Here is a 15823-nt window from a genome sequence, read left to right as displayed (position 1 = left end):
CTGACAGAAACATGTTTTTTTGCGGGTGGTCACACGCCTGTGATCGAGGTCCAGTATCGTGTGCGCTGATTGACCTTCACAGGCAAGCTGCGCTCAAGCATGGTGAATGTCTTGGTCAGATCGTCCAACGGGAAGGACCCTGTCAGCTCAAGCGCTGCTACGTGCGGATCGCAGCGCACGATACCGGGTAGATAACGGGTCAATTCGCGAGTGAAGTCACCCAGGCGCATCCGTTCAACGATGATCAGGCCGTTGATCCACGCAGTGCTCCGGGCCTCAAGCGCAGCCGGCAGCGACACACGCCCGTGATCGACCGCCACCTGCTGCCCTGCCTGCACCAGGGCCATTGCTCCAGTACCACTGGCTGTCACCGCCACCGCTCCTTGGGTGACGGCCAGCGACGTTATGGCCCTCGCCTCGTCGGCATGTACCGTGAAGTGTGTGCCCTGGGGTGCGAACTGGGCATCGCGAGTTACGACAACCAGAGGCCGGCCAGCCAGATCATTGCCAGTCAGCACGCCAACTTCACCATACCTTAGGGTAAGGCGACGCTCATCCCGGCCATAATCCACATCCACGGCAGTGGCAGTGTTCAACCACAATTGCGTGCCATCATGCAGCACATGATGCCGACGCTGGCCGATCTCCGTGCTCAGGTCGGCCAGGCTCCCCTGAACAAGACGGGTATCCTTGCCATACCACGCGCTGGCGCAGCTCACTGCTGTACCCAAGACAACCTTGAGTAACGTCCTACGTTTACTTAGCAGGGGTTCCGGCCGCTGTACCATGGACCTCGCAATAGGGTCGACAAGGGCCGGTTCGTGATCCTTGAACGCAGTGGAAAGCACCTGCATTCTCCCCCAGGCGCGCTCGTGTTCACTGTCCAGTTGCAGCCACTGCTGAAACTGAAGCATCTGCTGTTCGGTGAAATTGCCTGAACAGCTAAGCGCCAGCCAAGCGAGCGCCTGGTCGCGTACTTCAGGCGACAAGGCTTGATCGCGGTGGTCGTCAGGCACGGGTTTACTCGAAGAGGCTGAAGTAGCAGCGGCGGAATGCCTGAGTCATGGCCTTCTGCACCTGGTCCACGCTAAGGGTGAGCTGCAAGGCGATCTCCTTGTAGGTCAGGCCATCAAGTTGCGATAGCAGAAAGATTGTCCTCACACGCGGCGACAGCCCTTGCAACAGGGCTTCAACCTGCAGCACCGACTCGATCAGCACTGCACGGTCCTCGGCTGAGGGCTCAACCCTCTCAGGCATGCTCGCCAAGGCATCAGCGTAAGCGCGTTCAATGGTCAGCCTGCGCCAGCGGTTCATGACCAGGCCATTGGCGATGGTAGACAAGTACGCCATAGGCTGGCGCAACTGATTCACCGGCTTGCGTGCCCGCATGACTCTTACGAACGTGTCATGCGCCAGGTCTTCTACATCATTTGAATCACCGAGCCGGCGCGTGAGCCACCCCCTCAGCCAGCCATGATGAGCCGTGTACAAGCGCTCCACATCGCGCTCGAATGAGTGATCAATACCCATGAAACCGAATGCCCGGCGATGATGATAAGTATTCGCAATTATAGCGATGGGTTCTGATGCCCTGCAACCGATCGGCGCAAGGAATAATGGGGTATGCACTAGCGCCATGAGTATTGAGTTTCTCGTGTTAAACGCTATTCCCGCGCAAGTTCCCCCTTGCTAATCGCAACCTTGATCGCCTGGGCGGTCGTAGCCACCCCCAGCCGCCGACGCGCAGAACGCAAATGGTTTTCCACCGTGCGTTCCGACAAGCCCAGGCTGATGGCAATATCGGCTTGTCGGCTGCCGGCCGCCGTCCAGGTAAGCACCTCACGTTCCCGGGCTGTCAGCAGCCTTGCAGCTGAAGTTGCCGGTGCCATCGACAGCCGGCGAGCGGCCCTGAATGCCGCTTCGGCAACGATCACCAGGGCAAGGCAGGCTTCGGAGCCGCTCGATACGCGTTGACCGCCCAGGCTCATGGCGCCCTCCAGCCCGGCAGGCCCGAAGACAGGCACCTGTACACCCTGCAGGCCAGGCCCTGCCGGGCGGCGGACCACCCGATACCGCTCTGTGCCTGCCTGATTGGTCTTGGACCAGAAGAAGGCTTCACGCGCTTCGAGGATGTGCCGGGTGACCGGACAATGCCGCACGTAAGCCTTAGCATCCACTTCCTGGCCATCCTCCCACCACTGCCCCTCTACCCAGAACACACGGTCAACAAGGTCTTCAGCGGTGACAGATACCGAAAACAACACGTAACGGTCGTAGCCCAGAGGCTGTGCGAACTCACGCACAGCCCCCTGAATGGCAGGCAGCGCAGAGGCCTGCTGCATCGTGAGCACCGCCCTAAATGCAGCCTCGGCGGGCGTCATTGACCGTTGGCTTCCTTCAACAACGCGGTCGCCGCCAGCTTGCCCAAGGCATTGCCTGCCAACGGGCTGTCACCGGTCAGCAGCTTACGGTCCTGATGGACGAGCCCGGAGATGTCATCATTGATGATCTCCACACCCAAGGCCTTGAGCCGCTCACCGAACTTCCAGGTAAGGTGGCCCGGCATGTAGCCGATATCAGGTGTCTTGGCATCGAGCGCATCCGGGAACGCGCAGATCTTGTAGCCCTTGAACACCGAGCCCTCGCTACCCTCGGTGGCACTTGTCGCCAGAAAAGCCGCTGGGCCGTGGCACAGCGAAATGATGAACTTGCCCTGGGCAAAGGCCCATTCGAGCACACGCTTCACGTCAGGGCTTTCGGGCAAGCCGATCAGTGCGCCGTGACCACCTGGTATGAACACACCGATGTAATCCGACTGCTCGCCAAGCGCCTGTTCCAGCACGTCGGCAAGCTTGTGCGGCTGCCTGAAGGCATCACGGTACTTGCTGTAAAGGCCCTTCACCTCGGCGTCTTGCGCGGGCATCGCCCAGTGCTCGAACTTGACCGCGTTACCCGACAACGTCGCGATGTCGAAGGCAAACCCGGCTTTGTCCAGGTGATACATCGGCAGCAAAGTTTCGACTGGGTGATTGCCGGTGGAGAACAGTGTGCCATTGTCAGTGGGCAGGTAACGCTCATCAGCACCGATCACCAGCACCTTCAAGCGCCCACCCGTGTAAGGGGTGGGGTAGTCCGCACCACTCAGGTCAGATGTGGGTGACGTAAATTGGCTCAGCGAATACGGCGATGGAAAGAACGCACCATCTTCTGCCGGGTCTGCGGCTGGGCGTTTGTCTTCGGAATTGACAGGTTGCATGGCGCGTTTCCTCGGTGGATGTCCAAGGTATTGATCCTAGGAGGCAAGGCCAGCACTCGCAATGAGGGTTTCCCCCTAATACGGGGATATTTTTAACGCTAATCACTCGCGCACCAGTGCCATGGGCCGGCGCGCTGAGTGACAGCTGATCCGTCCTCTTCGCGCTTACAGTGACTCGCCGTCGTCGATGTCTTCGTCCACTTCTGCCGCGTCAGTTTCATCAGCATCATTCAGCGCGGGCGAGGTAGGTTTCAAAGGGTCATTGATATAGGGCACATCGCTCGGGCCCTTTTCTTCGTTACCTGCGGTTTTCGGTTGCACAGGGTTATCTCCTTGATAAGTTCAGACAAAGGGTTTGGTGTCACCCGGGTTTTCCGGGCGCGGCTCATGGATGGGACAACGGTTATGTTCGGCACGGAAGCCGGATGACATGTCATAGGCCGGCTTTCGGACGCGCATCACACCGCCAAGCGGCCTGTGTGCAGCCAGCCCATGCCAGGGGCTGAATGCCATGCCGTCGTCCATGGCACGGACCTTTTCCTCGCTCCAGGCCGCCTGAGGCTCGACTTCGAGCCGGGCTACGGTCACGTAGGGGCTGAGGTCTTCCGGCCACTGAACCGAAGCGTCTTCAACAGGCATTTTTTCGCTGTCAGTCGCCAGTTGCACCTGTAGCTCCCACACGCCGCCCTGCGTTGCAAAAAATGCCTCTACGGCGTGGCGCAGGCCATCCGGGTCATCGCTCAAATCGACCTGCTGGTCGGTCAGTGCGGTAAGCGTGGCCGACACGGGCACGACGGCGAGCTTCGCGTAATAGGGACCGTACAACATCGGCACTACGGTGCTGAAGCTTTCACCCAGGATGTGCGTCTGCGGGTGCCCACCAAGGCTCTTCAGCGTCCCGCTTTCACCGCCGAACGCTTCCACAACTTTCTCGGCACCCCGCAGCACGGCAGAGAGGGCTCTCTTGGTGCCGGGTGCCTTATCGGTTGTCTTGGCCAGCATCTTGAGGGTTTTCAGGAAGGCCTTGGGGGTCGCGGCAGTGAACGCCTTGGCGTTCTGCAGCACGAAATCCTGGGTAGTGTCACCCTCACTACCGGGCAAGCGTGGCCCGTCCACACCGACCATCTTCAAGGCCAGGCCGCGTGGAGTGGACACCTTGTCATCCAGAATATCGCCAGGGTTGGTGGAGAACCGTAGGTAGGCATCGAACCGCCCCGGTTTGGCGAAGGCGCCCTGGGCCAGGTGCGATGGCAGGCCCGGCGCGACCGTGATGGTGCCCCGCAGCAGGCCATGGCCCTTGGCGTGAACGCTGCGGTAGGCGTGACCATTGTCTTTGAACGTGATCTCCATGATCTGGCGTAGCGTGTCTTGCAGCTCCTGGCTGGTTTGCGCTTCGTCTTCAGGAATTTGTTCGAAAGCAGGGTCGAACGGCAACGGTACACCTGCAGCCGGTGTTACGGGGTCATTGTTCATCAAGGCTACTCCGGTCGTCTCTGTGGACGGTTAGGGTGTTCGTAACAAGGCAACCTGGGTGCCGCCGCGCAGCCCTCGCCGCAAGGTGTCACCCTTGCAGTTTTGAGGGGCCGGGGAGCCGATAGCGTTCAGCCATCTTGTGGAAATCCGGACAAGTGGAGCTGAACGCTTCGCCCACTTGCCCACCGTCTTCACACCACTTGGTCCGTGACACGGATCGTTTGGGTCTGGGTACCTTCCAGCGGCTGGCTAGCGTGCAAGGTGACGGGTATCGACTTGGCTGCGGGCACCTTGCTCCGCTGTGCGTGGTGCCAGAGCGGCACCAACGGGTTGCATTCCGGGTAGTAGGCGCCGGCACACCCTTCAGGTATGTCGTAGGCGATGATCTGCAAGGGGCCCGCCTCGCGCAGCACCTGCGGTTCGACCGCGGTGCGCAGCAGCACCCAGTCGCCCGGCGCGAAGCCCAGGCGTACCAAATCGCTGCGGTTCATGAACAGCACGCTGCGGGTGCCCTTCACCCCGCGAAAGCGGTCGTCATAGCCGTACACCGTGGTGTTGAACTGATCGTTGCTGCGCAACGTCATCAACTGCAGCACATTGTGCGCATGGGGGGTGACCTGCACGTCTTCATCGGCCTCCAGTTGCTGCGGCGCCACGAACTGGGCCCTGCCAGAGGGGGTCTTCCACTGGCGTTGACCTGCCGGTAACGGGCGGTGGAAGCCGCCCTGCTGCCACATGCGGGTTTCCATGTCGTGGAATATTTCCGGGTAGACCTGGCTGATGGCGGTACGTACCAGGGCATAGTCGTGCCGCCATTCGTCCCAAGGTATGCGGTAATCTGCGCTTAGCGTGGCCTCAGCCAGCCCTGCGATAATCGCAACTTCAGAGCGCAAGTGCTCGCTGGCAGGCTCAGTGGTGCCTTCCCAGCCCCGCACCACACCGGTGCTGTCCTCGGTGCTGTAGGCCTGTACCCTGCCCTCCTGGCGGTCGATCTCGATATGCCCAAGGCAAGGTAGCAACCAGCCCTGCTGGCCAGGCAAGAGGTGGGTGCGGTTGAGTTTGGTGGCCACCTGTACATTCAATGCCAGGTGCTGCCATGCAGCCTCCATGCGCCGGGTGTCGGGGATGGCCCGCAGAAAGTTGCCGCCAAGACCGATGAAGGCCTTGACTTGGCCGGCCAGCAGCGCCTCGCAGCAGTCAACCGTCGCCATGCCCTTTTGCTGGGGCACTTGCACCCCAAACAATGCCTGCAGCTTGTCTGCGGGCACTTTGGACGGGTCTTCCGTAATACCGACCGTGCGCTGCCCCTGTACGTTGGAGTGCCCCCGCACCGGGCATATCCCTGCCCCCGGCTTGCCGATATTGCCCCGTAGCAGCAGCAGATTGACCAGCATTTGCACATTGTCGACGCCGTGGCGATGCTGGGTCATGCCCATGCCGTAGACGATCATCACGTTATTACTGCGTGCGTACACCGTCGCCGCCGCTTCCATTGCAGCGCGGCCGATGCCTGAATGACGCTCCAGCAAGTCCCAGTCGTAGCCCTGCACTGCCTGGCAAAGGGCCGCAAAACCCTCGGTATGCGCCTCGATGAATGCGTGATCGAGCACACCCGGCAAGCCCTGTTTGAGCGCCGCCTCCTCCATGGCCAGCAGCGCCTTGATGATGCCGGTCACCGCCGCCAGGTCCCCGCCGATTTTCACCTGATGGTACTGGGTGCTGATGACTGTCGACTGCGGCCCAAGCATCTCGCTGGGAGACTGCGGGTTGACGAAGCGCTCAAGCCCACGCTCGCGCAGCGGGTTGAAGGTAATGATCGGCACATGGCGCTTACGGGCCTCCTGCAGCGGGTGCAGCATGCGCGGGCTATTGCTGCCCACGTTCTGGCCGAAGAAAAAGATACAGTCGGTGTGTTCAAAGTCCGTGAGGGTCACCGTCCCCACTGGCACGCCTATGCTCTCCTGCAGCCCCACCGACGTGCTTTCATGGCACATGTTGGAACTGTCCGGAAGGTTGTTGGTGCCGTAGGCGCGGGCGAACAACTGGTACATGAAGGACGCCTCCAGCGATGCCCGCCCTGAGGCATAGAACACCACCTGGTCAGGCGTGAGCCCTCGCAGCTGTTGACCGATCTCGCGGTAAGCCTGCTCCCAGCTGGTGACCTTGTAGCGGTCGGTGACCGGGTCATAGTGCAGGGGGTGGGTGAGCCGGCCCTGGCGTTCGAGGTCATGGTCATTCCACGTTCGCAGTTGGGCGAGCGTGTGGCTGGCAAAAAACTCAGGGCCGGTACGGTGGCGGGTGATCTCCCACGCGGTCGCTTTCGCGCCGTTCTCGCAGAACTCAAGGGCATGGGGGTCGCCGGGCTTTGCCCAGGCGCAGCTGACACAGGCAAAGCCTTTGGGTTTGTTCTGTTTGACCAGGGCAAGCGACGCCGAAGCCATGACCTGTTCACGCCAGAGGATGGCCATGACCGATCGCGCTGATCCCCACCCTCCTGCGGCATCTTCATAGGGTTTGAAACGCGCTTGAGGGTGAATGAGCGACATGGCCGCCTCGCGTTAAGTTATGTCTGAATATTTCGAGAATGACCACGCTTCGAAAGTTCAAACCCGCAGGATGTCTGGCGATGCAACACGTGGTCGGCGCAGGGTTGTTTTGCGGCGGACATTTCGCCATCATTACAGAGAATCATTCTCATAAAACCTCTGCCATGTCAGTGAGCTCCTCTTCCTCAATGCATCAGCTCTACCTGGCCCACAATAGCTAGTTGAAAGGCTGGCTGCGGGCGAGTCTGGGAAATGCCAGCGATGCCGCCGACCTCGCCCAGGACACGTTCGTGCGGGTGCTGGCTGCGCGAAATGTGCCGGATATCCGAGAACCCAGAACCTACTTGAGCGCCATTGCGCGCGGGCTGATGATCGACCGCTTTCGCCGCCGGGCGGTGGAGCAAGCCTACCTTGAAACCCTGGCGCTACTACCAGAGCCGCAGACCCCATCACTGGAAACACGCCTGCTGGTCATCGAAACCCTTACTGCAATGGATGCCATGCTCGATGGCCTGGGCGCGCGAACCCGTGCGATCTTTCTAGCCGTTCAGCTCGAAGGGCTGACTTACGGCGCAGCGGGAGAGCGCCATGGCGTTTCCGTGACGACGGTGAAAAAACACGTGATCCGGGCCATGACCCACTGCATGCTGCTGGCTCAGCATTACGACGATGCTTGAGCGCGACGAGCTGGAGCAAGCCGCCACCTGGTACGTGCAGATGACAGACATGCCCGGGGATACGGCGACCATCGCCGCGTGGCAGCGCTGGCTGGCGGCTAGCGAGCGACACCGCCAGGCCTGGGCCCAGGTCCAGAGGTTGCATCAGCAATGCGCAGGCCTTACTCCAGATGTGGCCCTGCCTACGTTGGCCTCTATCAGGGCAAGGCGCAGGCAAGTGGCGAAATTGCTCGGTGTGCTGCTGGCCGCTGGGGCAGCAGGTACCGGGGCGCTGATGGCCAGACCGCTGCCCGCCCGCATGGCGCAGTACCGTACCAACAAGGGCGAGCGACAGGACCTGCGGCTGCACGATGGCACCCGCCTGGTGATCAACGCCCAGAGCGCCGTAGATATCGATTACACCGAGCACTGGCGCAAGGTGTACCTGCACGAGGGTGAACTGCTGCTGGAAACGGCACCCGATGCGGCGCACCGGCCATTGCTGGTGCTCACGGCCGATGGCAGCGTGCGAGCGCTGGGTACCCGGTTCAGCGTCTCACGCCAGTACGACCACAGCACAGTACAGGTGTTCGAACACGCAGTGGAGGTACGCCCGCTCGACACGCCTTCCCAGGTAGTACAGCTGGAAAGCGGTCATCAGCTGACCTTTGATCGGAAAGGTAGCGGCCCTGCCTTGCTGGTACCGGCGGCCAGTGATGCATGGACCCGTGGCATGCTCGTGGCCTTTGACTGGCCTTTGGGCCAGGTGGTAGAGCAGTTACGCCGCTATCGGCCAGGCTATCTCGGCTGCGCCCCCTCAGCCGCAAGCCTGCGGATAACCACGACATTGCGTCTGGACGACAGCGATGCAGCGTTGGGCAACCTGGCGGGCGCCCTGCCCATCCGCGTGCGCTACCTGACCCCGTATTGGGCCTGGATTGACCTGGCCTGAATATTTGAGCAACAGGGTTGCTGATTTTCATTCTCGCCCGGCCATGCATTGAAGCGGCGAGTACGGCCACACCTTTGCCCACATTTATGAAGGACATACGCATGATGCGCCGCGCGTTTAACGTCGCCAGCCCCTTGGCCAGGGCCATCCCTCTTGCATTGCTCACCCTGATTGTCGCCCCCGCCACTGCGTTGCCGCTTGCTGCGTCGGCCAGTGAGCAGACAGCCCGCTTCGACATCCCGGCAGGGCCACTGGGCAGCGTGCTGGCCCAATTCGCCCACCGCGCTGGCATCAACCTGTCGTTTATCAACGAATACACGGATGGCCTGTAGTCTCGCGGCTTGCAAGGCGCCTACGACGTCCAGGGGGGGCTTACGCACTTGCTGCAAGGTACCCGCCTGCAGGTGCAGCGCGACAACAACGGCGGCTACTTGCTGATGCCCCTTGCCGAGGGCGGTGACACCGCCCTCGAGCTGACTGCACTGAGTATTTCCGGTAAAGCTCCCGGGGCAGTCACCGAAGGTTCCGGCTCGTATACGACCGAATCGTCCAGCAGCTCCACACGGCTGAACCTTTCACTCAAGGAGACCCCCCAGTCCATCACCGTACTCACCCGCCAGCGCATGGAAGACCAGAAACTCGATACCCTCACCGACGCACTCGATGCCACTACCGGCATTACCGTCATCAGGGAGAGCCTGGGTGCGGACAGCACCGTCTACATGTCCCGCGGCTTCGCCATCCGCAATTTCGAAATCGATGGCGTCCCCACCTCGGCCAACATGGACAACTACACCCAGAACACCGCGATGTACGACCGGGTGGAAATCGTACGCGGCGCTACCGGGTTGATCAGCGGCATGGGCAACCCGTCAGCCACCATCAACCTGATCCGCAAGCGGCCCACTACTGATCCCCAGGTACAGCTGTCTGCCGAAGCCGGCAGTTGGGACCGCTACGGTCTGGGCGTGGATGTGAGCGGCGCGTTGAACGATGCCGGCACCCTGCGCGGGCGCCTGGTTGCCGACCACAGGGACCAGCATGCCTGGATCGACCGCTTCAGCCAGGAACTGTCCACGCTGTATGGCATCACCGAACTGGACGTCACCGATTCAACGCTGCTGACGCTGGGCTTCAGCCACCAGGTCAGCCACAGCAATGCCCCCATTCGTACGGGCTTTCCGTTGTTCACCGAGGACGGCGGGCGAACGCACTTCAGCCGCTCGTTCAATACCGCGCCGAGCTGGAGCTATTACGATCGCCAACAAAGCACCCTGTTCACCTCCGTGGAGCATCAGTTTGAAAACGGCTGGAGCGGCAAGTTGGAGTACAGCCATGCACGCAACGCCTATGACACCGTCATTGCCTATGTAGACGGTGAAATCGACCCAACCACAGGCGGTGGCGCCACCATCAACCCGACCCGCTGGAAGGCCGCCCCCACCCAGGACAGCCTGGACGCCTATCTGACCGGTGCCTTCCCGTTCCTGGGGCGCGAACATGAGTTGATCGGCGGCGTGACCCTGTCACGTACCGAAGAGCGCGGCACCTCCAACTACGGCGGCTGGCAGAGTGCGCGCACCGGCTACGACGACAGCATCGACAATATCTTCACCTGGAAGGGCCGCTCTCCCAAGCCGGTGTTCACCAAGGCCGGCACCACCGACATGACGGAAACCCAGTACGCCGCGTACCTGACCTCCCGTTGGCACCTGAGCGATGCCGCAAGCTTCATCCTCGGCGCGCGGGTAGTGGACTGGAATCGGGTAAACAAGAGCGCACTGTACAGTGGCACCCGCCAACGTACCGAACGCACCGAGAACGGTGTAGTGATCCCCTATGCCGGGCTGGTCTACGACCTGAACGACACCTGGACGGCCTACGCCAGCTACACGCACATCTTCAACCCGCAGAGCAACCAGGTGCGCGATGTCAAAGGCTCGCCCCTGGATCCCCAAGAGGGCACCGGCTACGAGGTGGGCTTGAAGGCAGACTTCTTCGACAAGCGCCTGAACGCCAGCCTGGCCGTGTTCCGCGTCGAGCAGGACAACCTTGCGGTGGCCGATGGCCGCTTGCTGCAGCCCAACGGCTTCCAGGCCTATCGGGCTGAAAGTGGTACCACCAGTGAGGGGGTGGAGCTGGAGGTCAACGGTGAACTGGCCGAGGGCTGGCAGGTCATGGGGGGCTACTCGTACAACGTCAGTTTCAACTCGAACGATGAGCGCATCGTTACCGAGATTCCGCGCAACAGCGTCAAGGTGTTCACCAGCTATCGCCTGCCAGGCGAACTGGACAAATGGACCGTGGGCGGCGGTGTGAACTGGCAGAGCGAGACAGGCTATGCACTGAGCTACGCCACTACCCAGAGCAGCTACGCGATCGTCAACCTGATGACCCGCTACCAGTTCACCCCGGCGTTGTCAGCCACGGTCAATATCAACAACCTGTTCGACAAGGAGTACCTCACCACTACCGCTGGCGGTATCTACGGTGCACCGCGCAATTTCATGACCACCCTGCGCTACACCTACTGAGCCAAGCCGTGGGCTCAGGCAGAGCCGACCCAGGGATGCCCCATCACCCACTGCAAGGTCAGCCCCAACATCAGCTTGCGCTCGGCCCTGGCACGTTCCTCTGCCAACGTACCAATGGCGTCGAGCGTGGTTTTTTCGGCCGACGCCTGGGTCTGCTCCAGCAGCGCTTCGAGGCGGTCGTGATAGGGCTGGTTGAGCACCTCGAAGTGTTTGGCGCAGGTGGCGTGCAGGTAATCCACCCAGAAAGGCCGCTCCAGCAGCGACTGGGCGACCTTGGTGTCGGTTTCCTGCGACAGGATGGTGCTGGCCGCCTGTTGCAACTGGGCTTCGCTGACATCGGAAAACAACCGGTGATACATGTAGCGCGGTTGCGCCGGAAGCCCCAGTGGCCTGACCAGTGCTGCGCGGTAGGCCAGGTGGACTTCCACTTCATCGTGCAGGCCATACGGGTTGGCAGCGCGGGCCTGCTCGATGTGCTGGCTGGCCACTCGGTCGACTTCGTCGAGGCGATACAGCTCACGGCCAAGCTGCACCAGTGCCGGGCCGATGTCGGACGCTGCCAAACCGGCGATACGCGTGACCACCAGTGCACGGACTTCGAGCAGGCTCAGTATCAACAGCATCTGGTCTGAGCAGGTGCGGGGGCCTGCCGCCTGCTGGAACATGGCCTGGCGCACCTCGGTGTTTTCCACGCAGGCTTCGATGAGCGCCCAGATGCGTCTGCGCAAGTCCATGCCCTGGTACTCGTAATCCGCTGAACGGCCCAGGTCGTGGATGAAGCGCATCAGGTCATCACTGCCGGGTTCTTGTGACAACTGGGCCCAGTGCATTTCGCGAACCCCACGCTGAGTGGCATCCAGGCCGTCCAGCCAACGCTCCAGCGACTCCTGGCCCCCCGGCCCATGCCTGCGCACAGGCAGCATGGCCGTGCCTTGCGCCCCCAACGTTTCGCGCAGGGTTTGCTGGGCTTCATCAGGGATGGCGTTGTCATGCAGGCTCAAGCCGGCAAGCCGCCTGTGGGAATGGGCCAGGGTCGGGCTCATGTCCTCGACACGGTTGTCGCGCAGGTCGATGTCTTCAAGGGTGGGGTGCATGTAGACCTCGACCGGCAACTCGGTCAGGCCAGTGCTGCGCAGCGACAGACGCTGCAGGTTGAGCAGGCTGCCAAGCGGGGGCAGAAGTGCGATGGGGTTGTACGACAGGTCGAGCGTGCGCAGGCGCTGTAAGGCGGCGAGCCTGGCCAGGCCAGCCTCATCGATCACCACCTGGTTTCGGGCCAGTGACAACGTCGTGAGTTGGGTCAAGGCCTGCAGGCCATCTGGAATACCGCCCAGCAGGTTTTCACTCAGATCAAGGGCCTGTACCTGGGTAAAGCGCTGCAAGAAACCCGGGGTGATGGTGTGTAGGTGGGCACGCCGGATGGACACCTGGCTGACGTGCTCGAAGGTGATCGCTTCGGGAAGCACCGGCAAGCTGTCGATGCGCTCGCTGTCGATGACCAGGCGGTACTGGCCGTCAGCGTCCGGGCGCTTGCGCCGCCAGCAGTGGCGAATGCGCCGGGCAATCTGCCGACGACGCTCCGCCAGCGGTGCTGCGGTTGCCTCGCGCCGCCAGGCCGCCAGGCTTTCGTTCAGGTCCAGCAAGCACTGATGCAGATGCCGCAGGTGTTCCCAAGGGGTGTCCCCGCGCAACCGCACGGTTTCAAGGTAGGCCTCAACGTCCACATCCTTCAGCGTCGGGAATACCTGCTGGTAACCGTGCAGCAAGGCGCGGCGTGAGCCTTCCGCCCGCCCGCTGAGCGGGTAACCCAGGCGGCCATCGCCCAGCCGCCTGGGCGGGCGTACCCCTCCGGCAACGGGCGCCATTGCCAACAAGGTGGCTGCCTGATCCCGGTCGGCGCTTGCGCGGTCCGCCAGGGCGCTGGCAAGGCCGCGAGATGAGGCGTCAGCCCCCGCAACAGCTTGACGCTGTTCAGCATCCAAGTGCCAGAGCAAGGCCTGGAACAGGTCATCGCTCGCCAGCGCGCCGGGCCGAGCGACACCCTCGCTGTCGGTGGCCAGGTAACCCTGGGGAGTGCGAATCAGGCAGCGCGTTTCCAGGGCGGTCGTACTGCCTACCCGCGCAAGCACATCACCCTGCAGCCGAGCGTCGCGTACCTGGACCTGTACCCCAGCCGGCCATGGCGCCAGTTCATCTACCAGGCCCAGGGCCAGCTGCTCAGTGTCGGTCGTGACTGCCGCCGGCTGCTCGAAGCCCGCACAAGCCCTGTCCAGCCGGGCGTCACGCAATAACCAGCGCGCCTGCTCGGCCATGGCCAGCGGAACCCGCTGCTGCTCCAGTAGTTGGCTCAGTTGGCTGCCGCTGGCGTGCTCCACCAGCGCGCGCCCGGCCCTGGTAGACAGCGTGGGAAAGTCGCGATGCAACGGCTGCGCGGCGCGGCTGGGGGTGCCCTGCATGTGCTGCCAGTGGGCCTCGAAGGCCTCACCGCGCAGCCTGGGGAACCACTCATGCAGCTCATGGCGTTGAGCGGCATCACACAACCGCGCAGGCGCGGGGGCGTTATCGAGGTGCAACAGGCGCACCTGGTTTTCGTTCATGGCCACCGTGCGCAAGAGCCGCTTGGCCAACGCGTCACTCACTGCCCCCAGGTTGGACCCCAGGCGCCGCACCAAAAGGCCTGCCCCTTGCCAGTCCTGGGGGCGTTCCAACCCATGCCGGACGCCGGACACGCCGTTATCGTGCAGGGTGATGGCCGGCGCGTCGGGCCGTGACGGATGGATCACCGTCGGCACGTGGTTGTCGTCACCCAGCGGGTACGCCCTGTTCGAGATAGACACATGTAACCGACCCTGGAGCGTGCCCCGCTGCCCATGCGCAAGCGTCTGCTCTGGCTCTGCGTAGCCCGGGAGGTCGGTGCGGGCCAGGCGCAGTTCGCCGCTCCAGAGGCGCACAGGGGCCAGATCGTCCACTGCAGCCACCCGCGCCGCCAGCTTGACGGCCACTGCCTCGGCCGCCGCACCGCCGGCCATCATCGCAACGCTCTCGGCCACTGCCATCAGGTGCGCCAAGGCCGCCTCGCGGTCGCCCAGCGTCCAGTCCTGGTAGCCTTCGTACACCTCGTCCGCCAACTGCACTGCGGTCAGCCCCAGCAAGGGCAAGGCCAGCCCCGGGACGAAAAAGCTCGCGATCCCCAGCGCGTCGAGCCCTACCCCTTTTAGCCAGTGCATGCGGCGGTCGCGCTCCACGCTGTCGACCTTGGTGGTAGGTACGGCCAGTGCCTGTGCATCCCCCAGCAGTGTGTCTACCTGCACTTGGCGCAGGTGGGCGCACAATGGCCCCTCGATACGCTGCCAGCGCCCATCAAGCTCGATGGCGTCCTGCGCGCCTCCGGTGCCCAGCAAACGCTGTAACGCCTGGCTGAAAGGGACGCGGTCCTGTTCCTTGATGAAGCGCTCGAAGAACCTTCGGTAACCTGGGTCGCGCAAGCGTGCGCCCAACGCACTGAACCACTGTGCCCAGGAGGCATAGGTACGCATCGCGCCCGCGGGATCATCCGGCACCCAGGCAACTATTCGCTGCAGTGTCGAGGCATCGTCATGCTCCTCAAACACCACCAGGCCGCACATCTGGCGGCCAAGCAAACGGACATCGTTGGCAGCCCACCCTGCCGAGTCAATGGATGCACGTACGGCGTTCGTCACAAGCGCAACTGCTCGCGCATCCAGGTCGCCTTGAGCGCAAGCCATGTGCGCGGCGGCTACCAGCCGGGCGCGCCAACCCTCCTCCAGCACCGCCTCGGTTTGGTGACGGCGGGTGTTGTCCGCCAGCAACACCTGCTTGAGATGCTGCTGGTAGGCGCCCCCTATATCCAGTGACCGGCACAGGCCGGCGAATGCCCGGGGCCGCCAGGCGACCGGCTGGGCCTGTGCGTCGAGCAACGTCGAGTTCTGCAGCCAGGCTGTTTCGGCAGTTTCATGCAAGGTGAAATTGTGCAGTGCGCAGGCGAGCAAACTCTGCTCGAAGGTAACGGGGACAATGCCGTCGGGCGCCAAGCCTACGCTGGAGGGGTAACGGATATGCACGGCGCGGCGTAGGGTGGCGAGGCGAACGTCCAGCGGCGGCTGCACTTTTCTGGCCAGCGCCTCGCTGAGGAGCGTACTGGCGAAGGTGTCCAGCGGCTGAATTTGGCGCAGCAACGCCTGAACGGCCTCGCGTGCACGCTGCTGCTCGGCAAGCGCCTGTTGCAGCGCCGTCAACTGCTCGGCAGTAGCGTTGGTCAGCCACGCTGGCAAGCGGCTGGCAATGAAGGTATCGACAGATGTATCTGCAAAAGGAAGTGTATCCATGGTGAGCTCCGTCATGGCGAAACCCTCATGGAGCCTGGATCACACGCCGGTGCAGCGGTA

General features: G+C 62.6%; 12 protein-coding genes. 4 read left to right on the top strand and 8 right to left on the bottom strand.

Going from position 1 to position 15823, the window contains the following annotated elements:
* Positions 1-29: 29 nt before the first annotated feature.
* From APH25_RS10500 to APH25_RS10475, 7 genes are all read right to left on the bottom strand, one after another.
* Positions 30-1016 (bottom strand): FecR domain-containing protein, encoded by a 987-nt coding sequence (locus APH25_RS10500; protein WP_060481856.1) that lies wholly within the window; start codon positions 1014-1016, stop codon positions 30-32.
* Positions 1017-1020: 4 nt separating this feature from the next.
* Complete coding sequence (locus APH25_RS10495) at positions 1021-1530, bottom strand: sigma-70 family RNA polymerase sigma factor (protein WP_060481855.1); 510 nt, start codon at positions 1528-1530, stop codon at positions 1021-1023.
* Between the two features lie 134 nt (positions 1531-1664).
* Positions 1665-2381 (bottom strand): PA1136 family autoinducer-binding transcriptional regulator, encoded by a 717-nt coding sequence (locus APH25_RS10490; RefSeq protein ID WP_060481854.1) that lies wholly within the window; start codon positions 2379-2381, stop codon positions 1665-1667.
* A complete protein-coding gene (gene hchA, locus APH25_RS10485) occupies positions 2378-3256 on the bottom strand; it encodes a glyoxalase III HchA (protein ID WP_060481853.1) in 879 nt (292 codons plus the stop codon). Before hchA ends, APH25_RS10490 begins: the two co-directional genes overlap by 4 nt.
* Before the next feature lie 165 nt (positions 3257-3421).
* Positions 3422-3577 (bottom strand): hypothetical protein, encoded by a 156-nt coding sequence (locus APH25_RS25655; protein WP_169338818.1) that lies wholly within the window; start codon positions 3575-3577, stop codon positions 3422-3424.
* A gap of 21 nt (positions 3578-3598) precedes the next feature.
* Complete coding sequence (locus APH25_RS10480) at positions 3599-4729, bottom strand: catalase family protein (protein ID WP_060481852.1); 1131 nt, start codon at positions 4727-4729, stop codon at positions 3599-3601.
* A 191-nt stretch (positions 4730-4920) separates the two neighbouring features.
* The gene (locus APH25_RS10475; protein WP_060481851.1) at positions 4921-7275 is read right to left on the bottom strand and encodes an FdhF/YdeP family oxidoreductase; all 2355 of its coding nucleotides are present in this window, start codon (positions 7273-7275) and stop codon (positions 4921-4923) included.
* 221 nt (positions 7276-7496) lie between these two features.
* Here APH25_RS10475 and APH25_RS10470 point away from each other — a divergent pair, with 221 nt between their 5' ends.
* The 4 genes from APH25_RS10470 to APH25_RS10460 all read left to right on the top strand — a co-directional run bounded on the left by APH25_RS10470 (position 7497) and on the right by APH25_RS10460 (position 11417).
* The gene (locus tag APH25_RS10470; protein ID WP_256217506.1) at positions 7497-7952 is read left to right on the top strand and encodes a sigma-70 family RNA polymerase sigma factor; all 456 of its coding nucleotides are present in this window, start codon (positions 7497-7499) and stop codon (positions 7950-7952) included.
* Entirely contained in the window at positions 7945-8883 is a 939-nt protein-coding gene (locus tag APH25_RS10465) for a FecR domain-containing protein (protein ID WP_060481850.1), read from the top strand. Before APH25_RS10470 ends, APH25_RS10465 begins: the two co-directional genes overlap by 8 nt.
* 104 nt (positions 8884-8987) lie before the next feature.
* Positions 8988-9215 (top strand): hypothetical protein, encoded by a 228-nt coding sequence (locus APH25_RS25900; RefSeq protein WP_256217505.1) that lies wholly within the window; start codon positions 8988-8990, stop codon positions 9213-9215.
* 9 nt (positions 9216-9224) lie between these two features.
* Positions 9225-11417, top strand: a complete 2193-nt coding sequence (locus APH25_RS10460; protein ID WP_256217504.1) for a TonB-dependent siderophore receptor — start codon at positions 9225-9227, stop codon at positions 11415-11417.
* A gap of 14 nt (positions 11418-11431) precedes the next feature.
* Here APH25_RS10460 and APH25_RS10455 read toward each other — a convergent pair whose 3' ends face one another.
* Complete coding sequence (locus APH25_RS10455; protein WP_177331167.1) at positions 11432-15763, bottom strand: NEL-type E3 ubiquitin ligase domain-containing protein; 4332 nt, start codon at positions 15761-15763, stop codon at positions 11432-11434.
* Positions 15764-15823 lie beyond the last annotated feature (60 nt).

The organism is Pseudomonas sp. NBRC 111119 (genome assembly GCF_001320125.1).
Taxonomy (GTDB): Bacteria; Pseudomonadota; Gammaproteobacteria; order Pseudomonadales; family Pseudomonadaceae; genus Aquipseudomonas; species Aquipseudomonas parafulva.
This window is presented reverse-complemented; position numbering and strand designations above follow the sequence as displayed.

What these genes read in the sequence shown, in the direction of transcription:
- APH25_RS10495 (WP_060481855.1), bottom strand. Translation starts at nt 1,530, where the DNA reads ATGGGTATTGATCACTCATTCGAGCGCGATGTGGAGCGCTTGTACACG.
- APH25_RS10490 (WP_060481854.1), bottom strand. Translation starts at nt 2,381, where the DNA reads ATGACGCCCGCCGAGGCTGCATTTAGGGCGGTGCTCACGATGCAGCAG.
- hchA (WP_060481853.1), bottom strand. Translation starts at nt 3,256, where the DNA reads ATGCAACCTGTCAATTCCGAAGACAAACGCCCAGCCGCAGACCCGGCA.
- APH25_RS10480 (WP_060481852.1), bottom strand. Translation starts at nt 4,729, where the DNA reads ATGAACAATGACCCCGTAACACCGGCTGCAGGTGTACCGTTGCCGTTC.
- APH25_RS10475 (WP_060481851.1), bottom strand. Translation starts at nt 7,275, where the DNA reads ATGTCGCTCATTCACCCTCAAGCGCGTTTCAAACCCTATGAAGATGCC.
- APH25_RS10465 (WP_060481850.1), top strand. Translation starts at nt 7,945, where the DNA reads ATGCTTGAGCGCGACGAGCTGGAGCAAGCCGCCACCTGGTACGTGCAG.
- APH25_RS25900 (WP_256217505.1), top strand. Translation starts at nt 8,988, where the DNA reads ATGCGCCGCGCGTTTAACGTCGCCAGCCCCTTGGCCAGGGCCATCCCT.
- APH25_RS10455 (WP_177331167.1), bottom strand. Translation starts at nt 15,763, where the DNA reads ATGGATACACTTCCTTTTGCAGATACATCTGTCGATACCTTCATTGCC.